The 2,369-nt window shown below is 67.0% G+C and carries 3 protein-coding genes; 2 read left to right on the top strand and 1 reads right to left on the bottom strand.

Translation table 11 applies throughout. The features are described 5' to 3' along the window. Both VFS34_16220 and VFS34_16215 read left to right on the top strand, forming a co-directional pair. Nucleotides 1–367 (top strand): hypothetical protein (locus VFS34_16220; protein HET9795999.1); only part of this gene is annotated, 367 nt, incomplete at its 5' end. A 254-nt stretch (nucleotides 368–621) separates the two neighbouring features. Further along, nucleotides 622–1,104 (top strand): hypothetical protein, encoded by a 483-nt coding sequence (locus VFS34_16215; GenBank protein ID HET9795998.1) that lies wholly within the window; start codon nucleotides 622–624, stop codon nucleotides 1,102–1,104. Nucleotides 1,105–1,133: 29 nt separating this feature from the next. Here the strand turns inward: VFS34_16215 and VFS34_16210 are convergent, their stop codons facing one another. Beyond that, on the bottom strand, nucleotides 1,134–2,237 hold the full coding sequence (locus tag VFS34_16210; protein HET9795997.1) for a 4Fe-4S binding protein: 1,104 nt from the start codon (nucleotides 2,235–2,237) through the stop codon (nucleotides 1,134–1,136). Nucleotides 2,238–2,369: the final 132 nt, after the last annotated feature.

The following is a 2,369-nucleotide window of genomic DNA, read 5'->3' as shown; positions in this document are numbered from 1 at the left end:
CTTCCGAAGGCTCTGGCGGCGTCTCGACCGGGGCGGACGCTACGTGCTCTACGGTTTTGCGGCGGCGTCGCGGCCGGGAGGCGTCGCCCGGCTTCGCGCCGCCCGGGAGCTGGCGGCCATGGGGCTTCTCATACCTTATCGGACGATCGAGGAATGCCGGACGCTCGTCGGGTTCAACCTCTCGCTCCTGCCCGGCCGGACCGCGCGCCTGCGGGAGAGCGCGCGCGGGATCTTCCGCACGTGGCGCGCGGGAGAAATCGCGCCCGTCCTCGGGCCGCGATTTTCCTTCGAACGGCTTCCGGACGCGGACCGCGCGCTCGCCGGCCGCGCCACGACCGGCAAGGTGCTCGTCGTCGTCGACTCGTGAATCGGAGGCAGGACGATGAATGAACGAGCCTTGGCGACGGACCTGGGCGGTTATTGGAGTCGAGGTGAGGTGTGCGTGGTTACCGAGAAGGCCGTAGGCGAACACCGAGAACCCGAGGTGCTTCTGGTATCTCGCCAGACGCGGAGGGCGGCGCGCCTTCCGCATGACCTTGATTCGCGTGCATCAAGACGGGCGGACCGGCGGTCTGCTATTGATTGAACGAGCTCGCTGGGGCGCTCGAAGAAGGAGACACCATGAGACTGCGCCCGCTCCTCGCCTCGACCATGCTGCTCTTCCTGACCGGCTGCTTCACGGTGATCGTGCAGCACACGTCGGTCGCCCACGGCCGGATCGAAAAGGGGCCGGCGGAGGCGTACGTCAAGTCGCCGGACTCCGTCATCGACGTGAGATCGGAGTCGAGCGGCGTCTCGCCGAAGGTCACGGTGAAGGTGACGGCCGACAGCTCGGAGGGACTCAAGCGCCTTCACTACGAGGTGCTGAAGGGCGACCGGACCATCGCCTCCGAATCGAAGTCCGCGACGGAGACGACCGACGCCGCGGGCGCGAAGAAATGGTCGACGCATCTGGATATGCCCGCCGTTCTCGATCTGGCGGGAACGTCCGACGCTCCGCTCCTGCTGCGGGTGACCGCCGAGCAGCAGGACGGGACGATTCAGGTGATCGCCGCGAGGTACCGGGCGCTGCCGCCACAGAAGGACGCCGGGAAAGGACTCTGAGCCTTTTCTTCCTCTGAAGCTTCGGCCTCTCAGGGCATCGGGTGCCCGACCTCCTCAGAGTGGGAGACGAGCTGTCGGTAAGACGATTCCGGCACACGCGATCGCCAGTGGCCGGTCGTCCGGGCGAACCCGACGACCCCGACGAAGAGCAGGATGATTGCGGCGGCGAGCGCCGGCGCGAAGAGACGCCGCCGGACCGGCCGCCGGAGCGACAGATCGAGCGCTCCCTCGACGGGGCAGACGGCCACGCAGGCGACGCACGCATTGCATTCGGCCGAGCGCACGGAAGGGAGCCGATCGACGGGAAGCGACGCCGGGCACGCCTTGGCGCACTTGCCGCAATCGATGCAGGCATTCGTGTCGCGGCGGATTCGGGCAGGGCTCAGAAGCGACACCAGCCCGAGGAGCGCGCCGTACGGGCAGAGGTAGCGGCACCAGAAGTCGGCGACGAAGATCGACGCGATGCCGAGCAAACCGATCACGCAAAGCCCCGTCCCGCCGATGAAGCGGAAGAAGTTCAGCATCTTGACGTCCGCGATCAGTCCATACGGGGATTGCATGAACGCCTCGATGGCCTGCGCCGACATGCTCGCGACCGCCCACACGAAGAATCCGAGCAGCAGGTACTTGAACCCGCGGAGCGGCACGTCGATCCACTTCGGCAGGCGCAGGTTTCGTCCCAGGATCTTTCGCCCGATGCTTCCCAGAGCTTCCGAGACGGTTCCCACCGGGCAGAGCCAGCTGCAGAACGCCTTTCGGAACAGAAACGCGATCGCCAGGATCGCGACCAGCAGGAACATGGCCGCGGGGTGGATCGCCGGAATTCGCCCGGTCAGAACCCAGTACTTGAGGTTCATCAGGCCGGCGATCGGCAGCCACCCTTCGACTCCCGGCGGACGGGAAACGTGGAGCGCGGAGCCTCGGACTTCGATCTGGCGCACCCAGAGGTAGAACTGCGCGCCGAGCGCGGCGTTGAGCAGGAGAAAGGCGATCTGGAAGGCATGCCGCCACCGTTGCGACCAGTCCGTGGGGCGTCGCCTGATCAGGGGCTTTCGGCGGTGGTCGCGGGGTGAATCGGCATCCTGGAGATGAAGGTAAACAGGATACCGGCAGGCGGATATGACGCCGGTCATCCGCCTCGTCAGATCCTCGAGTGGACCCGGGGGGAATCGAGACGGGTCGGTCGCATCAGACCGCGAGGCGCGGGCAGGACGGCGCCTCCGGATTGCGAAAGAGAGCAGCCGGCGAGCACGAGGCTCGCCGGC

It is taken from the genome of Thermoanaerobaculia bacterium (assembly GCA_035717485.1).
Lineage (GTDB): Bacteria > Acidobacteriota > Thermoanaerobaculia > UBA5066 > DATFVB01 > DATFVB01.
The sequence above is the reverse complement of the archived record's forward strand: the minus strand, read 5'-3'. Positions and strand labels throughout refer to the sequence as shown.

Coding starts and splice junctions, on each gene's coding strand:
- VFS34_16215 (HET9795998.1), top strand. CDS start 622: ATGAGACTGCGCCCGCTCCTCGCCTCGACCATGCTGCTCTTCCTGACC.
- VFS34_16210 (HET9795997.1), bottom strand. CDS start 2,237: ATGACCGGCGTCATATCCGCCTGCCGGTATCCTGTTTACCTTCATCTC.